The 22,343-nt window shown below is 69.5% G+C and carries 21 protein-coding genes; 8 read left to right on the top strand and 13 right to left on the bottom strand.

All coding sequences use genetic code 11. The features are described from left to right. Positions 1-7: 7 nt before the first annotated feature. From HF576_RS05900 to HF576_RS05890, 3 genes are read right to left on the bottom strand one after another with little or no spacing between them, the layout of a single operon-like run. On the bottom strand, positions 8-1,285 hold the full coding sequence (locus HF576_RS05900) for a four-carbon acid sugar kinase family protein (protein WP_168911789.1): 1,278 nt from the start codon (positions 1,283-1,285) through the stop codon (positions 8-10). Further along, positions 1,278-2,564, bottom strand: a complete 1,287-nt coding sequence (locus tag HF576_RS05895; protein WP_205834736.1) for a RuBisCO large subunit C-terminal-like domain-containing protein — start codon at positions 2,562-2,564, stop codon at positions 1,278-1,280. The genes HF576_RS05900 and HF576_RS05895 overlap by 8 nt, the downstream gene beginning before the upstream one ends. Next, positions 2,561-4,570, bottom strand: a complete 2,010-nt coding sequence (locus HF576_RS05890) for a glycoside hydrolase family 127 protein (RefSeq protein ID WP_168911788.1) — start codon at positions 4,568-4,570, stop codon at positions 2,561-2,563. The genes HF576_RS05895 and HF576_RS05890 overlap by 4 nt, the downstream gene beginning before the upstream one ends. Positions 4,571-4,725: 155 nt before the next feature. Between HF576_RS05890 and HF576_RS05885 the strand changes: the two genes are divergently transcribed. The 4 genes from HF576_RS05885 to HF576_RS05870 all read left to right on the top strand — a co-directional run bounded on the left by HF576_RS05885 (position 4,726) and on the right by HF576_RS05870 (position 8,629). Next, positions 4,726-6,066: an ABC transporter substrate-binding protein gene (locus HF576_RS05885; protein WP_168911787.1), complete on the top strand. Its 1,341-nt coding sequence runs from the start codon at positions 4,726-4,728 to the stop codon at positions 6,064-6,066. 72 nt (positions 6,067-6,138) lie between these two features. Further along, a complete protein-coding gene (locus HF576_RS05880) occupies positions 6,139-7,020 on the top strand; it encodes a carbohydrate ABC transporter permease (RefSeq protein WP_168911786.1) in 882 nt (293 codons plus the stop codon). A gap of 1 nt (position 7,021) precedes the next feature. Further along, the gene (locus tag HF576_RS05875) at positions 7,022-7,939 is read left to right on the top strand and encodes a carbohydrate ABC transporter permease (RefSeq protein ID WP_168911785.1); all 918 of its coding nucleotides are present in this window, start codon (positions 7,022-7,024) and stop codon (positions 7,937-7,939) included. A gap of 21 nt (positions 7,940-7,960) precedes the next feature. Continuing rightward, a complete protein-coding gene (locus HF576_RS05870) occupies positions 7,961-8,629 on the top strand; it encodes an aspartate/glutamate racemase family protein (protein ID WP_168911784.1) in 669 nt (222 codons plus the stop codon). Positions 8,630-8,773: 144 nt separating this feature from the next. Here HF576_RS05870 and HF576_RS05865 read toward each other — a convergent pair whose 3' ends face one another. The 8 genes from HF576_RS05865 to HF576_RS05830 form a co-directional block, all read right to left on the bottom strand. Further along, complete coding sequence (locus HF576_RS05865) at positions 8,774-9,751, bottom strand: sugar-binding domain-containing protein (protein ID WP_168911783.1); 978 nt, start codon at positions 9,749-9,751, stop codon at positions 8,774-8,776. Positions 9,752-9,854: 103 nt separating this feature from the next. Continuing rightward, positions 9,855-11,501, bottom strand: a complete 1,647-nt coding sequence (locus HF576_RS05860) for an alkaline phosphatase family protein (protein WP_168911782.1) — start codon at positions 11,499-11,501, stop codon at positions 9,855-9,857. Then, on the bottom strand, positions 11,485-12,246 hold the full coding sequence (locus tag HF576_RS05855; protein ID WP_168911781.1) for a RibD family protein: 762 nt from the start codon (positions 12,244-12,246) through the stop codon (positions 11,485-11,487). Before HF576_RS05855 ends, HF576_RS05860 begins: the two co-directional genes overlap by 17 nt. After that, on the bottom strand, positions 12,243-13,214 hold the full coding sequence (locus HF576_RS05850; protein ID WP_168911780.1) for a lysylphosphatidylglycerol synthase transmembrane domain-containing protein: 972 nt from the start codon (positions 13,212-13,214) through the stop codon (positions 12,243-12,245). The genes HF576_RS05855 and HF576_RS05850 overlap by 4 nt, the downstream gene beginning before the upstream one ends. Next, positions 13,211-14,023 (bottom strand): SAM-dependent methyltransferase, encoded by an 813-nt coding sequence (locus HF576_RS05845; protein ID WP_168911779.1) that lies wholly within the window; start codon positions 14,021-14,023, stop codon positions 13,211-13,213. The genes HF576_RS05850 and HF576_RS05845 overlap by 4 nt, the downstream gene beginning before the upstream one ends. Next, positions 14,020-15,060: a glycosyltransferase gene (locus HF576_RS20715; protein ID WP_168911778.1), complete on the bottom strand. Its 1,041-nt coding sequence runs from the start codon at positions 15,058-15,060 to the stop codon at positions 14,020-14,022. Before HF576_RS20715 ends, HF576_RS05845 begins: the two co-directional genes overlap by 4 nt. Then, the gene (locus HF576_RS05835; protein ID WP_168911777.1) at positions 15,057-15,452 is read right to left on the bottom strand and encodes a 6-pyruvoyl trahydropterin synthase family protein; all 396 of its coding nucleotides are present in this window, start codon (positions 15,450-15,452) and stop codon (positions 15,057-15,059) included. Before HF576_RS05835 ends, HF576_RS20715 begins: the two co-directional genes overlap by 4 nt. Next, positions 15,449-16,426 (bottom strand): zinc-dependent alcohol dehydrogenase, encoded by a 978-nt coding sequence (locus HF576_RS05830; RefSeq protein ID WP_168911776.1) that lies wholly within the window; start codon positions 16,424-16,426, stop codon positions 15,449-15,451. Before HF576_RS05830 ends, HF576_RS05835 begins: the two co-directional genes overlap by 4 nt. An 86-nt stretch (positions 16,427-16,512) precedes the next feature. On the opposite strand from HF576_RS05830, the gene HF576_RS05825 reads away from it, so the two are divergent. Beyond that, complete coding sequence (locus HF576_RS05825; protein WP_168911775.1) at positions 16,513-17,256, top strand: CDP-alcohol phosphatidyltransferase family protein; 744 nt, start codon at positions 16,513-16,515, stop codon at positions 17,254-17,256. After that, on the top strand, positions 17,253-17,645 hold the full coding sequence (locus tag HF576_RS05820; RefSeq protein ID WP_168911774.1) for a hypothetical protein: 393 nt from the start codon (positions 17,253-17,255) through the stop codon (positions 17,643-17,645). Before HF576_RS05825 ends, HF576_RS05820 begins: the two co-directional genes overlap by 4 nt. Before the next feature lie 25 nt (positions 17,646-17,670). On the opposite strand, the gene HF576_RS05815 is transcribed toward HF576_RS05820, so the two are convergent. Beyond that, entirely contained in the window at positions 17,671-19,041 is a 1,371-nt protein-coding gene (locus HF576_RS05815; protein WP_168911773.1) for an FAD-binding oxidoreductase, read from the bottom strand. Between the two features lie 124 nt (positions 19,042-19,165). On the opposite strand from HF576_RS05815, the gene HF576_RS05810 reads away from it, so the two are divergent. Continuing rightward, positions 19,166-19,900, top strand: a complete 735-nt coding sequence (locus HF576_RS05810) for a winged helix-turn-helix transcriptional regulator (RefSeq protein WP_205834735.1) — start codon at positions 19,166-19,168, stop codon at positions 19,898-19,900. Positions 19,901-20,063: 163 nt separating this feature from the next. Then, positions 20,064-21,344, top strand: a complete 1,281-nt coding sequence (locus HF576_RS05805; protein WP_168911772.1) for an FAD-dependent oxidoreductase — start codon at positions 20,064-20,066, stop codon at positions 21,342-21,344. A gap of 134 nt (positions 21,345-21,478) precedes the next feature. Here the strand turns inward: HF576_RS05805 and HF576_RS05800 are convergent, their stop codons facing one another. Continuing rightward, complete coding sequence (locus HF576_RS05800; protein WP_168911771.1) at positions 21,479-22,342, bottom strand: carbohydrate ABC transporter permease; 864 nt, start codon at positions 22,340-22,342, stop codon at positions 21,479-21,481. Position 22,343 lies beyond the last annotated feature (1 nt).

Genomic DNA, 22,343 nt, shown 5'->3' with positions numbered 1-22,343 from the left:
GTCGCCCTCAGGTGCCGAGCGCCGCCACGTCGGTGAAGAGCGTGTCGGCGCCCACCTGGCCGCCCTTCAGCAACAGCTCCAGCCCGTCCAGGGCAGGGTCGGAAGCGTGGGCGCGCAGCAGCACGACATTGCCCCACGGATTCGCCGCGATCGAGAGCGAGTCCACGCCGAGCAGTCGCGTGACGCGGCTGGACGTGTCGCCTCCGCAGACGATGACCCGCCGGGTCGCGCCGTTGCGGACGGCGGTGGAGACGACGGATGCCGCGGCCTCCGCGATCGCCTCGAGCACCGGTCCCGCCGTGGCCGAGGTCGTGTCTGCGTCGTCCGAGGTCAGCACCACTCCACGCCCCGACCTCAACGCCGCGACGACCTCGTCGATCGTCGGACCCAGGTTCGCCGCCCCGAGTGGGAGTGGCCGGACCTGCCAGCCGGCGGCGGCCGCGGCATCCGCTTGTCGTCTGGTCTGCGCGGAACGGCTGCCCGACACCACGAGGACCGGGCCGGACGCGGGTGTCGACGTCGGCAACGCGGCCGCCGCACCGGGCGCCGCCGCCGCGATCCCGTGCGACAGTCCGCCCGAGCCGATGGCGAAGATCGGCGAGGGCAGTGCCTGCAGCGCCGCTCCCACGGTCACGAGGTGCTCGTCGGTGAGCGCATCGAGGACGAGCGCCGCCTCGGGCGCCCCGCGCAGACGGCTCGCCAAGTCGTCGTAGGCCACGAGCGGCACCGAGCCGAGGGCAAGCGAGGTCTGGCGGCCGAGGTGGACGGCGAGGTCGGCCTCGGTCATCGGCGTCGAGGGATGCGTCGACATCGTCGGCTGCCGATCGAGGCGATACACGACGCCGCGCTCCGCCGCGAAGTGCTGCCCGAACAGCGTGTACCGCCCGAAGTCCGGCTGGGCGAAGAGCATCGGGATGGGGCGCTCGCCGAACACTTCACGCCCGAGCTCGATGACCCGGCCGAGGCTGCCGACGGTCGGGGCGGAGTCGGCCGTCGAGCACGCCTTGTACTGGACGATCCGGGGCGCGAGGGCGTGAAACGCCTCGAGCACGGGGCGCAGCTCGGCCTCCATGGCGTCCGGATCCAGCGAGCGCGAGATGCCCGCCACACCCACCACATCGACCTCTGACGCGGCGCGGCGCAGAGCCGCGGCATCCGGGATCGTCGTGAACAGCCGCCCCGTCCACCCGCGCCGCGCGAACTGCAGCAGCGCGTCGACGCTGCCGGTGAAGTCGTCGCCGTAGAACGCGACGATCTCGCCGGAGCGACGGGCGGGTTCAGACACGGACGGGTCCGAACAGCTCGGTTGCGCGGCGCAGAGCCGCCGAGCGCTCCACGGCGACGTCGACACTCTCGCCCTGGGCCGCCGAGGCCCACGCATCGCGCATGCTCGCGACCCCGGCTGCCGCGCCGTCGGGATGACCGTGGATGCCGCCACCGGCGAGCACGAGCAGGTCGGTCGTCCCCACCGCGGAGTACGTCGCGTGCGCGAGGCCGCCCCACTGACCGGACGACAGCACGGGCACCGTCGGTGTGAGCCCCAGCAGGGGCTCGCGGACCGCGGCGATGGAGTCGAGCACCTGGTCGTCCGTCTCGTAGAACTTGTTGCTGATGCCGTTGGTGTGCAGGTGGTCGGCGCCCGCGAGACGGGCCAGCTTCTGCCACGCACGGAACCCTATCCCGACCTGGTCCGACCGACCGAACGCGCCGAACATCGCGCGATGCCCGTGGATCGGCACGGCCGCGTGGCTGCGAAGGAACTCGAGCCCCGAGATCCCGACCAGGTTGATGCATGCCATGACGCACGTGCCACCCGCCTCGACGACGAGATCGTGATTGGCCTCGAGGCGGCCGATGTCGTCCGTGATGTTGAAGGCGTACATCGGCTTGCGCCCGGTGCGGTCGGCATAGCGCTCGAGCACCGGCATCACCGCTCTCACGCGCTCGGCCAGGGGAGCGCTCGGGCCGTTGCCCTGCAGCTCGTCGTCCTTGATGAAGTCGATGCCGGCTTCGGCGAGCTCGCCCACCACCTCGGCGAGGTCATCGGGGGCGAGGCCGATGCTGGGCTTGACGATCGTGCCGATCATGGCGCCGTCGGGCCGGCCCAGCAGGCGGCGGGTCCCGTCGACACCGAAGGCCGGCCCGGCGTAGCGCTCCGCGAATGCCGGGGGCAGATCGATGTCGACGAGCTTGATCGCCGAGAGCTCTTTGATCTCGAAGAGGTTGCCGGCGACGGCGGCCAGCAGATTGGGCAGCGACGGCCCGAAGTTGTCGAGCGGGAACCGCAAGCGGACCACGGCACGGCGGCGCTGCGACGGGTCGCCCACGGCTCCGGGCAGCGGCGACGACCCCGTCAGCGGGACTTCTTCGATGGACTCCACCTGGGCGGCGAAACGGGCCCGCAGGTCGTCGGACTCGCGCTCGACGCGAACGAACGTGCCGGTGGACTGCTCGCCGGCGAGTACCTCGGCGGCATGCCGCAGCGGCAGCGAGGTCTCGATGACGTAGGTCGCGAAGACGTGCTGGCCCGTCAGCCGCTGACCGTTCGGTCCGGCCCCGCTCATCGCCACACCAGCGGGAGCCAGACCGACATCTCGCCCGCACCCCGGTTGCCCCATGCGTAGTAGGGGACGAGGCGGACGGTCGCCGTGCCGAGCTCGGTCTCGGCGAGGTCATCGTAGAGCGCATCGTCGTCGGCGCCGGGCAGCACGGCGATCTCGGTCTCGAGCGCGATGACCCGGTGCCCCGCGATCTCGGTCTCGATCGGAGTGAAGGTCGCGCCGCGGCGCAGCGCCGCCTGCTCGAGCACGACGCCGTCGGGAAGATCGGCGCTCTCGAGGCAGTACACCACAGGCCCGCGGCGCACGGCGACCTGATTGGTGGCCTCCTCCGCGAGGCGGTGGGCACGCAGGACCCGGACCGGCAGGGGGAGCGTGAGCTGGATGACATCGCCCTCGCGCCACTCGCGATCGATCCGTGTGTAGGTCCCCGGCGCGGTGACCTCCACCGGGTCGCCGTTCACGGTCAGCGTCGCGCCGGAGGACCAGCCGGGGATGCGGAGGTGGAGCGGGATGCCGCCAGCTGCACCTTCGACGGTCCAGGTGATCGTCTCGGCCCAGGGGTAGTCGCCGTCCTCACGGAGCGCGAGGGCGCGACCGTCCTCGGTGGCGACATCGACGCGGCCCCCGCCATAGAGGTGGAGGTACAGCCCGTCATCGCCGAGCGACGCGGCGCGCTCGTGGAACCGTGCCAGCGTGCGCGCGATGTTCGGCGGGCAGCAGAAGCAGCTGAGGTACGACTCGCGCAGGCGCTCGTCCGAGGGCGGCGGTTCGGGCGTCGGGTGGATCGCCGTGTCGCCCGGGCGGCGCAGCGGGTAGGGCAGGTCTCGCACCTGGCGGAGCGGGTTGGTGTAGAAGTACTCCGATCCCGCGAGGCTGATGCTCGAGAGCAGGCTGTTGAAGGAGATCTGCTCGATGACGTCGGCGTACTTCGCGTCGCCGGTGAGCGACAGCATCCGCTCGCTCCAGAAGATCATGCCGATGTTGGCGCACGATTCGTTGTGGGCGGTGGTCTGCGGCAACTGGTAGGCGCGGCCGTAGGCCTGATGCACGCGGCTGATCTGGTCCTGCCACGGCGAGCCGTCGGGCGAGGCGCCGTCGTAGAGGGCGCCGCAGCCGCCCGTGATGTAGAGCTTCGTGTCGATCACGTCATGCCACAGCCGCTCCAGCACCCCGACCAGCTCGGAGTCGCCGTTCTCGACGACGAGATCGGCAAGTCCCGCGTAGAGGTAGTTCGCGCGCACGGCGTGCCCGGCCACCACCGTCTGCTCGCGCACCGGCAGGCGATCCTGGTTGTCGTCGCCGCCCTGGAAGTCGTCGCGAACGCGCACGAAGGCCTCGGCCAGGCGCAGGTAGCGCTCTTCGCCGGTCGCGCGGTACAGCTCGATCACGGCCATGTAGTGCGACGGGCAGATCGCGCTGCGAGCGAGCTCGACGGGCTTGTTCGTGGCGAGGTCTTCGAGGAACGATGCCGCCTTGCGCGCCGCGTCGAGCAGGGTGGTCGAGCCGGTCACCTCGTAGTGGCGGACGCCGGCGGTGATGAGGTGACCGAGGTTGTACGTCTCGAAGTGGAAGCGGTCGGCGAGCGCCACCGCCGGTTCCTCGGCCTGCCGAAGGGCCTGGTTGCGGGCCGAGATGATCGTCGGGGTGTGAAGGTAGCCGTCGTCGCGCTGCACCGAGGCGATGAGCGAGGCGATCTGCTCGATGCGCGCCCCGAGTTCGGGGTCCGGGTCGGTCTCGAGTCGCGCGATCGCGGCCTCGAGCCACTTGTAGAAGTCGCCGTCCATGAAGGGCGGTCCCTCGTGGCTGCCCTGCTCGAGTCCCGCGGCGATGCGGAAGTTGGCCAGTCCCGGGCTGACGGCGGGGTCGCTGAGCGAGGACCAGATCTGGGGAATCGTGACGTCCCGGGTGCGATCGTGCACCTCGCCCCAGAAGCCGCTGGTCCACCGCGCGCTGTCGGCGCCGAGGGGTCGCAGACGGGCGTGGGCCCGCAGCGCTGTCGTGGCGGTCATGAGGGGATTCCTTCCAAGTGGCGTCAGGTCACTGTAGTCACGATTTGAGCATGAAGTGAATAGAATTTCAACACTGAGTGTTGACACACCCTGCAATGGTGCCTACTGTCGTGCTCGTACCTTTCACCCGCATGGCCGTCGTCAAGGAGGACGCTATGAACACCCGCAGCAGCAACCGCCGCCGCACCCTCGCCGCAGTCGGCATCGCTCTGGCCGCCGTCATGCCCCTTGCGGCGTGCGCCGGCGGCTCCGGCGGCACCGGCTCTGGAGGCGAGGGTGGCTCCGGCGGCTCCGATCCCGAAGCCTTCACCGTCATGACCGCCAACGAGAACCCGGTTCTCGAAGAGCAGCTCGACGCGCTCGCCGCGGGGGCCTGCAAGGCCGAGAACGAGGCGCTCCCGCTCGAGCACCAGAAGGTCGCACAGGCAGACACCGTCCAGAAGGTCACGCTGCTGGCCAGCCAGGATGCGCTCCCGACCCACACCATCGCCGGCACTGCGCTGATCCGTCCCGACGGCGACCTGGGCGCTGCCGGGCTGGTGGGTGACCTGAAGACCGCTCTCGAGGGCGCCGACGCGTGGGACAACGTTCTTCCGGCCGCGGCATCCACCGTCGAGCAGGTCTACGGCGGCTTCGTCTCGATGCCGTACCAGTACAACATCGAGGGCATCTTCTACAACAAGCAGATCTTCGCCGACAACGGCATCGAAGAGCCGCAGACCTGGGACGACCTCGTCGAGGCGTCCGGCGCGCTGCAGGATGCCGGCGTCGTGCCGATGACCGAGGCCGGTGCCAACGGATGGCCTCTGACTCGCATCATGGGCATGTACATCTTCCGCAACATCGGCCCTGACGCGATGGCTGCCATCCGCGACGGCGATGCGAAGCTCACCGACCCCGAGTACGTCGCCGGCGCGCAGGCGCTGGCCGACTACGCCGAGGCGGGCTATTTCGGCGAGGGCTTCTCGACGCGCGACGGCGACACCTCGTCGAACATGTTCCTCACCGGTGAGGCGGCGATGACCTACGACGGCACGTGGCTGCTCAGCGCCATCAACGACCCGGGGCGCAACCAGATCGGCGGCGAGAACGTGGGCTTCATGCCCTTCCCCGCGGTGGACGGCGGCGAGGGCTCGATCGACCAGTACCCGGCCAACGCGGGCGCGCCGATGATCGTCAACGCCAAGGAGTTCGGCCCGAAGGTCACCGACTGGATCAGCTGCATCGCCGAGAACTACGGTCAGCAGGCGCTCCAGGACGCCGGCGTCATCTCCGGCTTCGCCGTCAACGGCGAGGTCACCGACATCTCTGAGAACACCGCGGAGATCCAGGAGCGCATCGCCGGCATCGAAGAGACGACGCTGTGGTTCGAGGCCCTCTTCGACCCGAAGAGCAACTCGCTCGCCTCGACCAACGTGACGCTTCTCACGACCGGTCAGATGAGCCCCGAGGACTACATGGCCGAGCTGCAGGCGAGCATCGAAGCCAACGGCTGATCCGGATCTGAACCACCGGCCTCCCGGGCCTAGGCTCGGGAGGCCGGTCCTTCGAAAGAAAGCCCCCGCCTGATGAACTCGATCTTCGGCGATCGCAAGACGATCATCATCCTGCTGGCACCCGCCCTCCTGCTCTACACGCTCCTCAAGGTCGTTCCGGTCCTCTGGTCGTTCGGCCTGTCGTTCTTCGAGGGCAACACCCTCCGTGGTTTCGACTGGGTCGGGCTCGAGAACTTCGCCACGTTCTTCACCGACGGGGCGGCGCTGCAGTCGATGTGGGTCAGCGTCTTCTTCGCGATCGTCGCGACGATCGGCCAGGTCGCCCTGGGATACGGGCTGGCGCTGCTCTACGTCTTCGTCCTGCGCAAGGGATCGTCGTTCATCCGCACGATCGTGTTCTTCCCGGCGATCCTGCCGACCGTCGCCGTCGCATTGCTGTTCAAGAGCTTCGTCGCGGTGGGCGACAACCAGGGTCCCGTCAACGACATCATCAACTTCTTCGGCGGCGAGAGCGTCGAGGTGCTCGCCTCGACGGTCGGCACCATGTCGACTGCGATCGTCATGACCCTGTGGGGGTCGATGGGGTTCTACGCGATCCTGCTGTACGCGGGGCTGCTCGACATCCCCGAAGAGATCATCGAGTCGGCCCGCCTCGACGGCGCGAACGGACTGAAGCTGGTGCGGCACATCGTGCTGCCGCTGTCGCTGCCGATCCTGCTGTCGTCGATCATCTTCAGCCTCAATGCCACTCTCAAGGTGTTCGACAGCCTGCTCGCCCTGAACGGCGGCGGACCGGGTACCTCCACGGCGCCGCTCACCCTGTACATGTACCGCACGGCGTTCGAATACGCCGAGTACGGCTACGGCTCGACCATCGCACTCGTGCTGACGCTGCTGTGCCTGGTGTTCACGCTGGCGATCTTCCGATCCTCGCGACGGAAGGCGGAGGTCTGACATGACGACGACGATGACGACAGATGCCCCGGCCACGGTCGCCGTGCCGACCCGGCGCAAGCCCGCACGCAGCCCGGGACACCGCAAGGCGCTGCGGCTGGTGCGGCGGATCCCGGTCTGGCTCCTGGTCGCGGTGCTCATGGTGGTCGTGCTGTACCCGCAGGTGTGGATGGTGCTCGGCTCGTTCAAGACGCAGGCCGAGTTCCTGTCGAACCCGGCGCTGTCGCTGCCCGAGACATGGCAGTTCGACAACTACATCTCGGCGCTGACCAACGGCAACGTCGGCCAGAACTACCTCAACAGCATCATCGTGACGATCCCGTCGGTGCTGCTGATCGTCTTCATCGGCGTCGCCGCAGGGTACGCGCTCGAGGTCATGATCTGGAAGGGCCGCAACGGCACCCTCCTCTACATCCTCGCGGGCATCATGGTGCCGGGGCAGATGATCCTGGTGCCGCTGTTCATCGTGTACTTCCGCATGGGCATCACCGACTCGCTGCTGCCGCTGATCATCACGTACACCGTGATGGGCCTTCCGCTGACGACGTTCCTCATGGCGACGTACTTCCGATCGGTGCCGAGAGAGATCTTCGAGGCGGCGACGGTCGACGGCTCGGGACCGCTGCGCTCCTTCTTCGTGATCGGCGTGCCGATGATGAAGAACGCCATCCTCACCGTCGGCCTCGTGCAGTTCTTCAGTGTGTGGAACGACCTGCTCATCGCGCTGACGTTCACCACTCGTCCCGAGCTCGCGACCATCCAGGTGGGGCTGCTGAGCCTCAGCGATGAGTACGGCTCGACGCAGTACGGACCGCTGTTCGCGGCGGTGAGCATCAACATCGTGGTGCTGCTGATCGTCTTCCTCGTCCTGAACAAGAAGATCATGGCCGGCATGGCCGGCGGCGCCCTCAAGGGCTGAGAGAGCTGAAAGGCTGGTGGCATGTCCGCCGACGCACCCCGTATCGCCTTCGTCCACACCGGCGCCGTCGTGATCCCGCCCGTCGCCGAACTCGCGCGCGAGCACCTGGCGGGCGCGACCACCGTGAACTACCTCGACGACAAGATCGTGGCCGATCTGGGCGACCCGCGCCGCGCAGCATCCGTCCCTGAACGGCTCACCGATCTTGTGAAGGCCGCGAAGAGCGCGGGGGCGGATGTCGTCATGCTCACGTGCTCGTCGATCTCGCACCTGGCCGCGCCCACGGCCGAGTCCGTCGGCATCCCCGTGCTGCGCATCGATGAGGCGATGGCGGATGCTGCGGTCCGCACCGGCGACCGGGTGGCGGTGCTGGCAACCCTGCCGACGACCCTCACACCGACCCTCGGCCTGCTGCGCGAACGCGCCGAGCTCGCTGGACGTTCGCCTGAGTTCGTGAGCGAGGTGATCGAGGGAGCGTTCGAGGCCGTCTCCGCAGGCGACCGCCCGACGCACGACCGGCTCGTCGCGGCCGCGATCGAGCGCGTCGCGAAGGATGCCGATGTCGTGGTTCTCGCGCAGGCCTCGATGGCGAGTGCGGCCGAGGCCGCGTCGGTCGACGTGCCCGTCCTGACGAGCCTCGAGCCGGGCATCCGTCGCCTGAGCGAGGCCGTCGCGACACTCGCTCGTTGAGCGAGCGAACCGAGACGAAACGCCTCGAGGTCGCCGGAACGTTCGGGGCGTTTCGTCTCGCTCGTTCCTCGCTCGCTCAACGACCGAGTGGGGTCTCGGTCGTTGAGCGAAGGGCGCTCTGGCGCCCGAGACGACACGCGTCGGTCAGCGGCCGGCGAGCTCCTCGGCGGACCGCAGGTCGGTCACGAGCGTCGTGACCCACCCGCCGGCGAGCGCGCCGTGGATCGCCTCGAGCTTGCGCTGGCCGCCGGCGACGCCGACACGGCGGGGGATGCGCATCAGGTTCTCGACGGGGATGGCGATGATGCGGTCGTCGAGCTCGCCGCGCACGAGCGTGCCGTCGGCGCGGAAGATGCGGTGGCAGATGTCACCCACGGCGCCCTGCGCGAGGAGGCCCTCGCGCTCTTCGGTGGCGAACGCGTTGCCGCTGGTGGCGAGCACGTCCGACGGCTCGATGCTGCCGATGCCCATGATCGCCATCGTGAGGTCGTTCCAGTGCTGCGCGACGTCCTGCATCGAGGGATCGCGCAGCAGGCTGTCGCGGATCGCGGGGTCGGCCACGACGCCCGGGGCTTGGACGTAGACGGGCTCGGCGCCGAGCATGCGCGCGAGTTCGCCCAGGATGCGGTTGGAGTGGCTCTGCGCCTCCGGCGCTCCGACCCCGCCCAGCAGCTGCACGACTTCGGTGGCTGCGCGCACGGTGAAGGGGCGCATGCGATCGACCATGGCGAGGATCGTCTGGCTCCACGACGAGACGCCGATGCGCTCGGAGCCCGAGAGCGTCGCCTCGAGATACGCCGCCGCGCCCGCCCCGACCGACGCCAGCAGCTCGCGCTCGTCGGCGTCGGGATCGACGTCGACGACGACGGCCTCCGCGAGGCCGTAGCGCTCCTCGAGCTGTTCTTCGAGCTCGGCGTAGACGCCGGGTGCGACGGTGACGATCGTGCGCACGATGCCGAGGGTCTCTGCACGTTTGAGCAGACGCGAGACCTTCGCCTGTGAGATATTGAGCGCGGACGCGATGTCAGCCTGCCTCACACCGCGTTCGTGGTACATGCGCGCGACCTTGGTGAGCAGGCGCACCTGACCGTCGACGGGGCGGGTGTAGCGGGTCAGTGACACGGTGACTCCGATCGAGGCGATTCCGGATGAGGATTCGCTTACGAAAGGATATTCACTTTGTGCGCGTACGGCTAGACGGAATCCCACCGGTCGCCATACCCGGTCACCGGCTGAAGGCCTCGACGAAGCGGTCGCGGAAGTCCTCCATGCCCCAGACCGGAGCATCCGCCGACGGACGCAGGCCCGCCTCCCATTCCCAGGACTGGACCGCCTCGAACACCGCGTCGTCCTTCGCGATGATCGTGATCGGCACGTCGTATCCCGCGTCCCGGCCGCTCACGATGCGGGCCGGCTGGTGGTCGCCGACCACGATCAGCACGAGGTCCTGCTGCTCGAAGGTCTCGAGGTACGAGAACAGGGCCTCGAGCGAGTACGCCACGGACTCGCCGTAGAGCTCGCGGGCGTGCTCGGGGTCGGTCCATGCCGTGACCGGCGACTCGCCCTCTGCGACCTGGTCCGCGAAGACCGAACCGTCGCCGAGGTCGTCCCACGGCACCATGCGCGGGAGCGGCGTCCAGGGCGTGTGCGACGAGACGAAGTCGATCTCGGCCATGACCGGCTGGGCCCCGTCGAGATCGGACAGATCGTGGAACACCTTCCAGGTGTACTGGTCGGGCATGCGCGCATAGCCGAACGCCGGCCCGCGGTACCCCATGTTCCGGGAGTCGAGCACGGTGTCGAAGCCGTAGAACGCCTCGCCCTCCGGCCACTCCCGCTTGTTGGACGGCACGACCGCCATCGTGCGCCAGCCCGCAGCGTCGAAGAGGCCGGTGATCGTCGAGCGGCCGTGCTCGAGCAGCCGGTCGTAGGTGCGAGGCGAGTCCACGCGCAGGCCGCTCTGCAGCGTCGCATGGGCAAGCCAGCTCACGCCGCCGAGAGTCGGCGACGTGAGGAACGCGCTCCGCGCCGCGTAGCCCTCGCGCTGCAGAGTGCCGGCGCCCTCGTCGAGCGTGCGCGCGATGTCTTCGGTGAACGGCGAGGGCTCAACGGCAACGCGGCCGTAGCTCTCGATGAATGCGATGACGACGTCCTTGCCGGCGAGCCCGGCCATCGGCTGCGCCGGCGGCTCGGATGCCAGCGGATCCGTGGCGAGCGCCCGTTCGAACGCCTGCTGCTCCCGCACGCTGACGGCGGCGCGCTCCGATGCCGCCACCACGACGTCACCGGCGCGGAATGCCGCGACCGGCGTGCCCGCCACGACATGCGAGCCCGCGAGCGAGAAGACGACCCAGGTCGCCGCGAGCGCCGCGATCGCGGCACGCCCGCGCGGACCCTCCCCTCGGACGGCGCGACCGACCCGCAGTGCTGACAGGGCCACGACGACGCCCAGTCCCACGACCGCGGCGGCGATGAGAACGACGACGACGGCCGCGCCGACGGGACCGACGGCGTCCTGGACGACGCCGAAGGCGTCGCCGATCGCGCCGCCGTCCTCCGCGAGGTTGAACGGGCGGTCGATGGTGGCGCGGAACGCCAGATCGAGAGCGGCGAGGAGGATGCCGGCGACCACGACCGCGGCGAACATGCCTGCCGTGAGCCGCTGCATCACGCTTCCCGCGACGGTGAGGAGTACGACGAGAGCGACGACCGATTCTCCGGGCAGACCCACCAGAGCAGCGGGGCTGCCCGTGCTCAGCACCCCTGGAACGAGGGGCGCGAGCAGCAGGACCGTGCACGCGATCAGGGTCAGCGGCGCTCCACCGCGCAGCCCGCCGCGCACGGGGAACGCGGCCTCACGGCGTCGGGCCATCGTCCATGCCCCGCCGGCTCGCGGCAGCGGCCCCGACCGCGATCTCGGTCGACGGCTGGCCCGATGCCGCCCGATCCGAGAGGGCGTACCGCAGCAGCACCACATCGCCGATCTGCCGGGTCTCGGCGAGCCGGGCGCGCCGCGCCGCGGTCCAGGGGAACGAACCCTCGCCCACGAACCGCGGCGCGCGAGGTTCTCCGACGAAGAACGGCGCGATCACCAGCTGCAGCTCGTCGGCGATGTCTTCACGCAGAAACTGCGTGTGCATCCGGCCGCCGCCCTCGACCATGAGCCGGCGGACTCCGCGCGCGGCGAGGTCCTCCGCGATGTCTCGCATGGTCACGCGGTCGCCGAGGGCCATGACCGTGGCGTGGTCGCCGATGCGCGCGCCGAGCCCGGCGGCGGCCGCCCGCGGGCAATAGACGATCTTCTCCACGTCACCGGTGGTGAAGAAGCACGAGCCCATCGGCAGGTCGCCGCTGCCCGTGACCGTCACCTTCACCGGAGACGCGGTGCGTCCTTGAGCGATGCGCTTCTGCCGCCGTTCCTCGCTGCGCACGAGCAGGCGCGGGTCGTCTCGGCGCACCGTCGAGGCGCCGACCATGATCGCGTCGCTGTCGGCTCGCAGCTGATCGACGCGGTCGAAGTCCTCGGCGTTCGACATGATGAGCCGCTGCGGCGCCTCGCCGCTGAGATACCCGTCGAGCGATATGGCGCAGCTCAGCGTCACGTAGGGAAGCGTCATGTCGTCGCCCGCCTTCCGGCATCCGTCGGCACGTGGCGTCGACGCAGCAGCGAGGCGGCGACGATGAGAGCGCCCGGCGCCAACGCGATCATCACCAGGACGCCGTACGCGGTGGCGGCCGTGATCCCCGCGGTCGCGCCGAGCCCGACCGCGCTGAACGCCCATGCGGCGGCCCCCTCACGAGGACCCCAGCCCCCGATCCCGAGCGGGAGGGACGAGGCCAGCACCGCGGCGATCGCCGCGAGCGTCATCTGCTCGGGCGAAGCGACGACTCCCGTCGCGGCGCACGCGACGACGAACGTCAGGACGTGCGCGGTGACGACGATGACGGATGCCGCGACCACCGCGAGCACCGTCCCCACGGTCCGGAACGCCTCTCGCAGGATGCCGAGCTCGCGAACGACCGCCCGGCGAACCCGGCCGCTCAGCATCCCGATCGCCGCCAGCGCGACGACGACTCCCAGCGACCCGAGCAGCACCGCCATGGCCGGAGCGTAGGCCGCGAACCCGATCGCCGCCACCACCACGATGGCCAGTGCGAGCTGCACCACCTGCCCTGCCGTGCGCTCGGCGACAACGGCACGCGTGGCCTGCGCGACCCGGTCGAGGCGGCGCCCGTGCGTGATCGCGCGCTCGACGTCGCCGACGACACCGCCGGGGAGCACCGTGTTGAGGAACTGCGAGCGGTAGTAGGCGGCGACGGATTGACCCCAGCCCAGCCGGAGCCCGAGACGCCCGGCCAGAACGCGCCATCGCCAGGCGGCGGCCGCCGTCGCGGCTGCGGCCAGCAGTGCGGCCGCCGCGATCGCCGGAGCCGACACCGACGCGATGCCACGGAGGAAGGGCTCGGCACCCGTGACCGCCAGGATCGCCGCGAGGATGGCGAGTCCTGCTGCCGCACGTGCCCAGGGCTGCCAGCGCGCCGCGGGCCGGACTGCGCGCCCGCTGTGGGGGATCGCGGCGCTCATGACGGCCACGCCAAGAGGTCGACATGATGCACGACGACCCGCAGGCGATCCGCTGCGAGTTGCGCCATGCGCATGCGGGCGTACTCCGCGGCCCATTCGCGAAGCGCCGGCCGCTGCGCGACCGCGGCGGCGAGCCAGCCGTCCAGCCACTCGGTGATCAGGGCCGCATCACCGGGCTCGAGACGCCAGGGCGAGTCCGCGACCCGCACTGACCAGCCGGCAGCCCGGAAGAGGTCGGCGACGACGGTCGCAGCATCCGGTCCCAGCAGGTGCCGGTCTTCGACCAGCCGCCGTTGATGATCGTTGAAGGCTGCCTCGAAGACGCCGTCGCCGGGGTCGATCGGGTCGAGCGTCACCCGGCCGGTCACCGACAGTGCGAACAGCGCGGGGGCACCCGCCGCGATGCAGGCGGCGACGACCGCGCCGACCTCGTCGGCCGAGAGCACGTCGAGCAGCGCGGATGCCGTGACGAGAGACGCGCCCGCCAGATCCGCGCCCTGCAGCAGGCCGAGCTCGCCGGCTCGCGTGCGCACCGCGACGGCCCGGCCGTCCCGATCGTGCGCGGCGGCGGCCGCCGCGTGCTGGAGGAGTGCGTCGTTCCAGTCGTGCAGCACCCACGTCTGCGGTCCGGGAAGCAGCGGAGCGCTCCAACGCACCATCGAGCCCGTGCCGGTGCCGAGGTCGTGCACGACGACCGGGGGCCGCAGCATCCGTCCCGCCTTCACGGCGAGGGCCCGTGAACGCGAGCCGGCGTCCGCGTCTTCTCGCAGTGTCAACCAGTCCGCCGACACCGGGATGACCACGCTCATGACAGCGCCTCGAGCGTGGCGTGGATCGTGCGTGCGGTGTCGCTCCATCGCCTGCGGGCCGGGGCGGCGTGCCGGGCCGCGGCCGACATGCTCGCGCGCAGCCGGGGGTCCTCCAGCCAGCGCCGCAGCGCATCGCCGAGCGCGGCCGGGTCGCCCGGCGACACGAGCACCGCCGCGCCGGGCGGCTGGGCCGCTTCGGGGATGCCGCCGATGCTGCTCGCGATGACCGGGATGCCGCGCGCCAGCGCGTCGCCGATCGCGATGCCGTACGTCTCGGTGCGAGAGGGGGCGACGACGAGATCCGCCTGCGCGTAGGCCTCATCGAGTACGCCCGCGGTGAGGACCCCCGCCCACGTGATCCGCTCCGACAGCCCGGCCGCCTGGGCCTCGGCAGCGATCCGCGCCGCGAAGTCCGGCTCGGGCGCGGTGGATCCGGCGATCGTGCAGGTCCAGCTCGGTACGTCGGTCAGCCGGGCGAGGGCGTCGACGAGTGTGTCCTGCCCCTTGTGCGGGGCGACCACACCGACGCACAGGAGCGATCCGCCGGTGGCGGTGCCCGTCGCCATGGCCGCTTCGTCCGAGCCGGGCGTCGCGACCACGAGCCGATCCGGGGTGCTGAGACCACGCCGTGCGAGCTCCTCTCGAAGCCACTCGCTGCCGGCGATGACCCGGTGCGCACGCGGCAGCGTCCGCTTCTCACCCTCGACCGCCTGCGGGTCGGCGTCGGGGAACGACTCGGCCAGCATGTGCGCCAGCACGACGACGCGAAGGCGGGCGCAGGCCGCTTCGATCGCGGACGGCCGGCCGATCGCGATCAAGCCGTCGACCACGATGAGGCTTCCGTCGGGGAGGGGCTCGAAGGGGTCCGTGCGGGCGGCCGAGCTCTCGGCGGCGACTTCCACGATGCGCACGTCCCAGCCGAGCGCGCGCAGCTCGACGCTCACTCGCTGGTCGTACACGTTGCCGCCGCTCACTCGGTCTGGGTCGTCGAAGCCGTCGGGAACGACGAACCAGACGACCCGCGCGGACGTGTTCACAACGTCACCGCGAACGATGCCCACGCGACGTGCGACTCGTGCAGCGTCACCTCGATGCCCGTGAGGTTGCCGGCTCCGAGAGCGTCCTCGCGCACGGCGTCGACGAGGCGCTCCGCCACGAAGCTGCACAGGCGCTCGGTCGTGGTGTTGACGCCGGCGAACTCCGGTGCGTCGTCGAGGTTCCGATACGAGAGAGTCGACAGGATGCTGCGCAGCGCGTCCGACGCGCGCCCGATGTCGACGACGACGCCGTCGGCATCGAGCGCGTCGGCGCGGAAGGTGGCGTCCACGACGTACGTGGCGCCGTGCAGCCGCTGGGCGGGGCCGAACATCTCGCCCGTGAAGCTGTGGGCGATCATCATGTGGTCGCGGACGGTGAGCGAGTAGGTCATCCGGAGTCCCTCCAGTCGATCGTGTGGCACAGGCCCGGCAGCGACCCCGACGCGATCGCGGCCATCACGTCGGGGAGATCGCGCCACGACGACTCACCGGTGAGCAGGTGGTCGAACGCGGGGTCTGCGAGCAGCCGCAGCGCCAGCGCGAGGCGGTCGCTCGAGGTGCGGGTGCCGCGCCGGCGCGGCGAGACCATCCCCACCTGGCTCGAGCGGATCGTGAGACGCCGTGAATGGAAGGCGCCGCCCAGCCGCACGCTCGCGGTGCGGTCGCCGAACCAGCTCGCCTCGATGATCTCGCCCTCGGTCGCGGCGGTGTCGATGGCCAGCTGCAGGCCCTCGTCCGACCCGCTGGTGTCGATGACCAGGTCCCGATCGCGCGGGGCGTCGGCAGGTCGGGCGTAGCCGACGCCGAGTCGTTCGCACACCTCCTGCTTCGTGGCATCGACATCGACGACCGTCACCTCCACGCCCGGGATGCCCCGTGCCAGCCGTGCCACGGCACAGCCGATCATCCCGGCCCCGACCACCGTGACCCGGTCGCCGACCAGGGGCGCGGCATCCCACAGGATGTTCACCGCCGTCTCGACGGCACCCGCCAGCACTGCCCGGCGTGCCGGAACGTCGTCGGGGACGACCGCGACGGCGGCGGCGGGCACCACGAAGGCGGACTGATGCGGATACAGGGCGAACACGGTACGCCCCGCGAGTTCGGTCGGCCCCTGCTCGACCACGCCGACGTTCAAGTAGCCGTACTTCACCGGGCCCGGGAAGTCGCCCGCCTGGAACGGAGCCCTCATGCGCTCGCGCTCGCCGGCCGGCACCTCGCCGCGGTAGACGAGGGACTCGGTGCCGCGGCTGATGCCGGTGTAGAGCGTGCGGACCAGCACCTCGCCGGGCGCGGGAGCGGGCACGGCCTCATCCCGGAGGGATGCCTGCGCGGGCGCCTCGAGCCAGTACGCCGTGGCCCTCATCGGCGGAAAGCCTCGGTCGATTGAACCGGGAGCCGCTCCTGGAACGTGTTCCCAGTGGTATCCATGACGGAAGCACGGAGGTCAGCATGCCGAAAGTTCATTTCGCTCCGCTCTCGTCGATCGTGGCCGGCTTGCTGGGCCTCTGGGCGATCGATCGCTTCTCGCCGCTGTCCGCCGCCGGATGGGCCGCCGGACTCCTCTACCTTGTCGTGTCGAACGGACTCCTCGCCAGGGGGTTGCACCGCAGCGGGCTGACCGTCTTCGGATGGGCGAACGCGGCCACCGCGACCCGCTCGACGCTGGTCGGTCTCGTCACCGCGCTCGTTGCGACATCCGTCGACTCGCCCGTATGGGTGCCGCTGCTGGTCGTACTCTCGAGCATTGCGCTCGTGCTCGATGGGGTCGATGGTTGGCTCGCACGGCGCACGCACTCAGAGAGCGAACTCGGGGCGCAGTTCGACATGGAGGTCGACGCCTTCCTGCTCCTCGTGCTGGGCGTCTACGTGGTGCCGCTGCTGGGGTGGTGGGTGCTCGCGATCGGACTCCTGCGGTACGCGTTCGTGGTCGCGGGATGGTTCCTGCCGTGGATGCGGGCGACCCTGCCGCCGCGCTACTGGCGCAAGGTGACCACGGCAGTCGCGGGCATCGCGCTGACCGCGGCCGCCAGCGCACTGCTGCCCACGTGGGCGTCGCTGGCGGTGGTGCTGATCGCCCTCGCCCTCTTGCTGGAGTCGTTCGGCAGAGACGTGCTGTGGCTCGTCTCTCACCGACCGCGCACGACGGCCCGCGTTGCGGCGGGTCGCAGAACAAGGAATGGAGTGGTCCGATGACCAGAACGTCTCAGCGGGTCCTGTGGGTCCTGCGCATACTCAGCGCCGTCCTGCTCCTGGCGACGGGAGGCATCCACCTGTACCTCGCCCTCAACGGCGTGGGCGGCATCCTCGGCGTGATGTTCATCCTGAACGCGGTCGCCGGGCTGGTGCTGGCGATCGCGATCGTGGCATTGCGGGGACGGATGCTGCAGGCCGCGGCCGTGCTGAGCCTGCTGTTCCTCATCGCCACGCTGGGGGCGCTCGTGCTCGCGCTGACCGTCGGCCTGTTCGGCATCCACCAGGACTGGAACTTCACGCTGGTGCCCGAGACCGTGATCGTCGAGTCCATCGGGGTCGTGGTGCTCGCGGTGACGACCGCGATGGTGTTCCGCGCTCCGCGGGAGTGAGGATCGCCGGCGCGTTCTGAGTCGCTCAGGGCTGGATGTTCTGGTTGCGGTGGAAGACGTTCGTCGGGTCGTAGGCTCGCTTGACGGCTCGCAGGCGCTCGTAGTTGGCCCCGTAGTTGTCGCGCGCTCGGGTCCCGTCGTCTGCGGAGAGGAAATTGATGTATCCGCCCGGCTCCGACAGGGGAGCGATGGCCTCGTAGTAGTCGTGCACCCACGCGATGTTGGTGTCGTTGTCGGCAGGGTCCGGCCACATGCCGGCGATCACGCAGGCGAAGGACGCGTTGCGGTGGCCCCATGCCGTGGTGTCGGCCGGCACGCGATGGCTCGCCCCATCGATCGGATAGAGATGCATCGTCGACTCGACGCAGGGCAGCTTCGGTCCCCACTTGAGGTGCGCGACGATCGCCGCGTCTTTCAGCTCGGTGACGAACGCCGCCTTCCAGTAGTGCTGGAGCCCGGCCGGAAGCAGTGCATCGAATGCGCTGTTCAAGGTTGGATACGGCATGACGCCGATGTGCTGCGCGACGACTGGTGCGGCGTCGAGGAGTGGTGCGATCGCCTCGGGTCCCTTGTCGGGGTCGCCGGACCAGCAGGTGACGATGAGGCACATGGTCTCGCCGTGGTGCTCGGCCGGAATGAACTCCAGTGGTGGAGCGATTTGGAAGGCGAAGAACGCGCCCAGATCTTCGGGAGCCGTCGCGATGAACTCGCGATAGAACCGAAGCACCTCTCCGGCATGCTCCACCGGGTAGAAGATCGGTCCGCCATAGACGTCCTTCACCTCATGCAGACTGAATTCGAACGCTGTGACCACGCCGAAGTTGCCGCTCCCGCCGCGCAGTGCCCAGAACAGGTCGGGATTCTCGGACTCCTCAGCTCGCACCACTTCCCCGCCGGCCGTGACGACCTCCGCGGCGATGAGGTTGTCGCACGCCAGTCCGAACCGCCGTGACAGGTGCCCGATGCCGCCGCCGAGCGTCAGGCCGCCGACACCCGTACTCGAGATGATGCCCCCCACTGTGGCCAGCCCGTGCGCGTAGGTTGCGGCATCCAGGTCGTGCAGAGTCGCACCGCCCCCGACTCGAGCGGTCATGGCTTGTGGGTCGACGTCGACCGCGGTCATCGCGGAGAGGTCGCACACGATGCCGCCGTCGGTCGTCCCGAATCCGGGCACGCTGTGCGCTCCGCCGCGTATCGCGAGCTCGAGACCGGATTCGCGGGCGGCGTTGACGGTGGCGATGACATCGCCCACCGTCTGGCATCGGACGATCGCCGCGGGTCGCATGTCGATCATTCCGTTGTAGACGCGTCGGGCCTCGTCGTATCCGGGGTCTGTCGGCGTGATGACCGGGCACTCGATCATCTCGAGCAGTGTGGTCGGGGTCTCTGTGCTCATGGCTCCTCCTCGGTGTACGTCCAAGGTCCGCCGCGTGTGGCACCGGCAGCTAGTCCACGTTCGGCACCGATCCAGTACAGATTCCGTACTAGGCACCGCCGTGCTGCGGTGAGACGATCAGCACATGCCTGACTACGGGCGCTACTGCCCTGTCGCGATCGCCTCGGAGGTGGTCGCCGACCGCTGGACCCCGCTCATCCTCCGGGAGATGATCCTCGGCAACGTGCGCTTCAACGACATCGCTCGGGGGATGCCCGGGGTCTCGAGATCGCTGCTCGTCTCCCGCCTCCGGCACCTCGAGCGCAAGGGCGTCGTCGAGACCTGGCCGTCCGCCAGCGGGAAGGGTTCGGAGTACCACCTCACCCCGGCCGGCCGTGACCTCGCGCCCATCATCGAGTCACTCGGCAAGTGGGCAGTGACGTGGTTCCTCGACGATATCCACATCCATGAGATCGACCCGATCACGCTCACATGGTGGATGCACCGACGTACCCAACCCGATCGCTTTCCGCCGCATCGGACGGTGATCGAATTCCGGCACACCGCGCCGAAGAAGCAGACGATCTGGCTGGTGCTGGAACACGCGGCCGCCATCGGTATGCACCACGCACCCCGGCTTCGACATCGACGTCATCGTGTCGTCGACGACTCCGGCGCTGGCGGAGGTCTTCAACGGGTACACCCACTGGATGCACGCCGTCGATTCCGGAGCGATCGAGATCTCAGGGCCGCCCCGGCTTGTGAAGGCTTTTCCCACGTGGTTCCTCTGGAGTCCTTTCGCCGAATCGATCCGTCACCAGCTCGCCCACGCGTAGGCGCCTCCGGGTCGGAAGGCCTTCATGCTGTTCACCGATGCTGAGGGCGCGGGCATGCACTGTGAGATGCTCAACCGCTTCCTGGCGAACCGTCGCACTCTCGACTGGCAGGGCGGCACCATTCGGCTTGAGACGCGGTCGGCAGCTGTCTGACCCGGGATACTGTGGGGCTCGGACCCGACGGGGCCACCGGGGAAGGATCCATCCATGACTGGCACGAGCGACCCGTCCAGCATCGAGCGCACGACCTGCATCGTCGCGGGTGGTGGTCCTGCAGGCCTGGTCGTCGCGCTCCTCCTGGCCCGGGCGGGAGTGGACGTGGTGGTGCTGGAGAAGCACGCGGATTTCCTCCGCGATTTCCGCGGCGACACGGTCCACCCCTCCACCATGAGCCTGCTCGGTGACCTCGGCTTGTTCGAGCAGTTCGACGCGCTCCCGCAGAGCCACATCAAGCAGGTGACGCTCCCGGTGCCCGGCGGCCCCGGTGTCGTCATGGCCGACTTCAGCCGGTTGAAGGTGCCCCACCCTTATGTGGCGATGGTTCCGCAATGGCACCTGCTGAATCTGCTCGCCAGCGCGGGGAACCCGGAGCCGACCTACTCGCTGCGCACCGAGCATGCGGTGACGGGAGTGGTGCGCGAGAACGGTCGCGTCATCGGGGTCGACTACACCTCCCCGGCGGGGGAAGGGCGTCTTCTCGCGGACCTGACGATCGCGTGCGACGGTCGATGGTCGAGCGTTCGCCGCGGCCTAGCTCTGGCTGCCCGGGAGTTCCCGGTGGGCTTCGACGTGTGGTGGTACCGCGTCAGCACCGAGAAGCATCTGGCGGAGTCGCTCCTGCCCCGCGTGAGCCGGGGTCGTGCGGCGATCGCGATTCCGCGCGAGGGGTACGTACAGGTCGCCGGTCTCGGCAAGAAGGGCGCCGACAAGGCGATCCGGAGTCGGGGAATCGACGCCTTTCGTCAGGACGTGGCGACGCTGCTGCCCGACCTCGCGGACGACGTGCACAGCATCGCGTCCATGGACGACGTGAAGCTGCTCGACGTGAAACTGAACCGGCTGCGTCGCTGGCACGCGCCCGGGGTGCTGTGCATCGGAGACGCCGCGCACGCGATGTCTCCGGTGGGTGGCGTGGGAATCAACCTCGCCGTGCAGGATGCCGTCGCCACCGCGCGCATCCTCGGCGAACCGCTCCGCGACGGCGCGATGCGTGGTGGGGGAGGCGATCGTCTCCTCGCCCGAGTGCAGCGGCGCCGCACCTTCCCCACGGTCACCATCCAAGCCCTGCAGCGGATCATGCACTCCCGAGTGGTGATGCCCGCCCTTGACGGCAAAGACATCAGTCCACCGCCGCGGCTCGCCAAGCTGCTGCGACGCTTCCCTCGCCTGACTGCGCTGCCTGCCCGAATCATCGGTATCGGGCCTCGACCTGAGAAGCCTCCCCCATGGGCCAGACGCACAGCGGAGGACGAGGTTCGCCCGGTGTGAGCCACCGCCCTGCAATCTGACCCTCGCTGTTCGAACAGCCGTATTCTGCAGGCAGCAACGGATGCGTCGCCGGCAAGCCGGCAGCGCGTAAGACGATCATCAACGGGCGCCTGACACTCGACGTGCAACTCGGTCTATGACTTGACCGCACCCGCGGTCAGACCTTCGATGACCTGCCGCTGGAGAATCAGGAACAGCGCGATCGGCACGAGCATGATGATCGTTGCTCCGGCGAGGGCGCCGGTGATGTTGAAGCCGAACTGCGACTTGAACGCGGCGAGCGCGAGCTGGACGTTCTGGTTCCCGGCCGACACTGTCAGAAGGTTCGCGAAGAAGAACTCATTCCAGATCTGGACGAACGCCACGACAGAGACGGTCGCGATCGCGGGTCGCGAGAGCGGAAGGATCACGCGGCGAAGCAGGGTGAAGTATCCGGCGCCATCCACGATCGCCGCCTCTTCGAGTTCCGGAGGGATCGTCTGAAGGAATGACCGGAGAACCACGAAGCTGAAGGGGAACTGCAGCGCCGCGTACAGGATCACCAAGCCGGCCTTCGAGTCGAACAGACCGAGTTCGCGGACGATGAAGAACACCGGCGTGGCCAGGCCTACGAGGGGGATGGCGAGCGCGAGGGCGAAGGTCGTGTTGAGGAATCCCTTGCCCACGAAATGGAACCGGGCAAGCGGGTAGGCAGCGAGGAACGCGACGAGGAGCGCGCCCGCGGTGCCTCCGACCGCGTAGATGAGCGAGTTGAGAATGTACTCCTGCAGGTGGATCTGCGTGAACGCGTCGATATACCCCTGCACCGTCACCGGCGAGGGCCAGAAGCCGTCCCCCGTGTTGATCTGCCCTGCGGTCTTGAAGCTCGAGATCATCACCCAGACCGTCGGGAGAAGGGACAGCACCGTCGCGAGCACGACGGTCACGTAGATCATGATCGTCGCAGGTACGTCCCGGCGGTGGATGCGGCGGGCCGCGGTGCGCTCGTAGGAAGTCATG

The sequence above is a fragment of the Microbacterium salsuginis genome (assembly GCF_012524205.1).
Classification (GTDB): domain Bacteria; phylum Actinomycetota; class Actinomycetes; order Actinomycetales; family Microbacteriaceae; genus Microbacterium; species Microbacterium salsuginis.
This window is presented reverse-complemented; position numbering and strand designations above follow the sequence as displayed.

What these genes read in the sequence shown, in the direction of transcription:
- HF576_RS05850 (WP_168911780.1), bottom strand. Translation starts at nt 13,214, where the DNA reads ATGAGCGCCGCGATCCCCCACAGCGGGCGCGCAGTCCGGCCCGCGGCG.
- HF576_RS05845 (WP_168911779.1), bottom strand. Translation starts at nt 14,023, where the DNA reads ATGAGCGTGGTCATCCCGGTGTCGGCGGACTGGTTGACACTGCGAGAA.
- HF576_RS05870 (WP_168911784.1), top strand. Translation starts at nt 7,961, where the DNA reads ATGTCCGCCGACGCACCCCGTATCGCCTTCGTCCACACCGGCGCCGTC.
- HF576_RS05805 (WP_168911772.1), top strand. Translation starts at nt 20,064, where the DNA reads ATGACTGGCACGAGCGACCCGTCCAGCATCGAGCGCACGACCTGCATC.
- HF576_RS05855 (WP_168911781.1), bottom strand. Translation starts at nt 12,246, where the DNA reads ATGACGCTTCCCTACGTGACGCTGAGCTGCGCCATATCGCTCGACGGG.
- HF576_RS05890 (WP_168911788.1), bottom strand. Translation starts at nt 4,570, where the DNA reads ATGACCGCCACGACAGCGCTGCGGGCCCACGCCCGTCTGCGACCCCTC.
- HF576_RS05810 (WP_205834735.1), top strand. Translation starts at nt 19,166, where the DNA reads ATGCCTGACTACGGGCGCTACTGCCCTGTCGCGATCGCCTCGGAGGTG.
- HF576_RS05860 (WP_168911782.1), bottom strand. Translation starts at nt 11,501, where the DNA reads ATGGCCCGACGCCGTGAGGCCGCGTTCCCCGTGCGCGGCGGGCTGCGC.
- HF576_RS05830 (WP_168911776.1), bottom strand. Translation starts at nt 16,426, where the DNA reads ATGAGGGCCACGGCGTACTGGCTCGAGGCGCCCGCGCAGGCATCCCTC.
- HF576_RS05885 (WP_168911787.1), top strand. Translation starts at nt 4,726, where the DNA reads ATGAACACCCGCAGCAGCAACCGCCGCCGCACCCTCGCCGCAGTCGGC.
- HF576_RS05825 (WP_168911775.1), top strand. Translation starts at nt 16,513, where the DNA reads ATGCCGAAAGTTCATTTCGCTCCGCTCTCGTCGATCGTGGCCGGCTTG.
- HF576_RS05820 (WP_168911774.1), top strand. Translation starts at nt 17,253, where the DNA reads ATGACCAGAACGTCTCAGCGGGTCCTGTGGGTCCTGCGCATACTCAGC.
- HF576_RS05880 (WP_168911786.1), top strand. Translation starts at nt 6,139, where the DNA reads ATGAACTCGATCTTCGGCGATCGCAAGACGATCATCATCCTGCTGGCA.
- HF576_RS05895 (WP_205834736.1), bottom strand. Translation starts at nt 2,564, where the DNA reads ATGAGCGGGGCCGGACCGAACGGTCAGCGGCTGACGGGCCAGCACGTC.
- HF576_RS05815 (WP_168911773.1), bottom strand. Translation starts at nt 19,041, where the DNA reads ATGAGCACAGAGACCCCGACCACACTGCTCGAGATGATCGAGTGCCCG.
- HF576_RS05835 (WP_168911777.1), bottom strand. Translation starts at nt 15,452, where the DNA reads ATGACCTACTCGCTCACCGTCCGCGACCACATGATGATCGCCCACAGC.
- HF576_RS05875 (WP_168911785.1), top strand. Translation starts at nt 7,022, where the DNA reads ATGACGACGACGATGACGACAGATGCCCCGGCCACGGTCGCCGTGCCG.
- HF576_RS05800 (WP_168911771.1), bottom strand. Translation starts at nt 22,342, where the DNA reads ATGACTTCCTACGAGCGCACCGCGGCCCGCCGCATCCACCGCCGGGAC.